The following is a 1,727-nucleotide window of genomic DNA, read 5'->3' as shown; positions in this document are numbered from 1 at the left end:
TTCCAGGATGAGAGCGGAATGTTCTATCAGGTTGTGGATAAAAAAGATGATGACAGGAACTACCTTGAGACTTCAGGTACAGCCCTTATCGCCTACGGACTTTTAAAGGGCGTGCGCCTTGGATATATCCCAAAGAGATTTGAAGATGTGGCCATGAAGGCCTTTGATGGTATTACAGAAAAGTACCTTTCAAGAAACGAAGACGGATCACCACAGCTTGGCGGCATTTGCCTTGTGGCAGGTCTTGGAGGAGCACAGCACAGAGACGGATCACTTGAGTACTACTTCTCAGAGCCTGTTGTTGAAAATGAAGCCAAGGGCGTAGCACCACTTATTCTTGCTTACACTGAGATCCTTCGCAGGAACAAATGATTAAAGCAAGACATGTGGGCAGTTCTACTGACAAGACACGGGGACGGTTCTACTGTCTTATTGCACGCAATAAGACAGTAGAACCGTCCCCGTGTCTTGTTAAAAAAAGGCCTGAGGCATTTGCCCCAGGCCTATAATTTTGCTCCTTATTCTTCTGATGTCTCTTCAGCAGGAAGTTCAACCTTGAAGTACTTAACATTTGCTGTAAGTTCCTCAGCGATCTTCTGAAGGTCTCTTGCCTGCTCAACAACAGCTTCCATGTTGGTATCAAGCTGCATAAGGGATGCGCTTGTCTCCTGTGTTGATGCTGCGTTCTCCTCTGAGATACTTGACAGGGACTCAACAGAATTAAGAATGTCTTCCTTGTCGGAGTTCATGGTCTCAACAAGATCAACGATCTGTCTGTTGCCTTCCTCAGTTTCCTTAAGAAGTGCAAGCATCTGATCGAAGGACTCACTCATCTCCTCAAGAGCTGCAGTTTCATTGGTGATGGCACCCTTGATAGCCTCTGTAAGTTCTTTATTCTTATCTGAGTAATCAGTAATTGTTGAAAGCATGTTGGTGATCTCACCAGCAAGGTTGTTGGTGTCACCAGCAAGGTCTTTGATGTTGTCAGCAACTACTGCAAATCCCTTACCTGCTTCGCCTGCTCTTGCAGCCTCGATGGATGCGTTAAGAGCAAGGAGGTTGGTCTGGCTTGCAATGGAGATGATGGACTCAGCTGCTGTTGTGATCTGAGCAACAACATTTGCTGTCTCGTTAACTGACTCAGCAACCTGAGATGCCATCTCGTCGTTCTTCTGATCCTGTTCCTTGATCTGTTCAAGCTGCTGCTTAACTCTTGTGGACTCGTCATAAACCTGACGGCCTCTATCAAGGTTGGAGTTAGCAGATTCAAGAACGTTGTCTACTGAGGATCCCATACTAACTGTTACAGAAGATGTGCTCTGTACATCCTGAGCCATTGCTGTGGCGCCTGTAGCAAGGTCGTTAACTGCAGAACTGATATCTGTAGTGGTCTTCTGAGAACTTGAGATTGAATCCTTGGCAAGTTCAGCCTTGGTATTAACTGTATCTGCGTGATCAATAACCTTAACAAGAGCATTCCTGAGCTCATGTCTCATGCTCTCAAGAGCTGCCAGGATATTGTTAAACTCAACAATAAAGCTGTTAGCATTGACCTTGGTTACGAAATCACCTTCAGACATTCTCTTAACATCAGAAGTCATTCTCTTAAGAGTCTTAAGGATGACAGCGATGACAAATATAGTTACAACTAAAAGAACGATAGCAATAACAATGAATGTCATAGAAGAAACAAGGATCTTGTGGTTGATAGCCTTTTCGTTAGCCTC

The 1,727-nt window shown here is 44.7% G+C and carries 2 protein-coding genes; one reads left to right on the top strand and one right to left on the bottom strand.

Features of this window, described 5'->3' with window-relative positions; genetic code table 11:
* On the top strand, window positions 1–372 hold a 372-nt coding region (locus tag J6I68_RS05460; protein ID WP_292218232.1), incomplete at its 5' end, for a glycoside hydrolase family 88 protein.
* A 146-nt stretch (window positions 373–518) separates the two neighbouring features.
* On the opposite strand, the gene J6I68_RS05455 is transcribed toward J6I68_RS05460, so the two are convergent.
* The coding region (locus tag J6I68_RS05455) for a methyl-accepting chemotaxis protein (protein WP_292218231.1) at window positions 519–1,727 on the bottom strand (1,209 nt) is incomplete at its 5' end.

Source organism: Butyrivibrio sp. (genome assembly GCF_017940685.1).
GTDB lineage: Bacteria > Bacillota > Clostridia > Lachnospirales > Lachnospiraceae > Butyrivibrio.
This window is presented reverse-complemented; position numbering and strand designations above follow the sequence as displayed.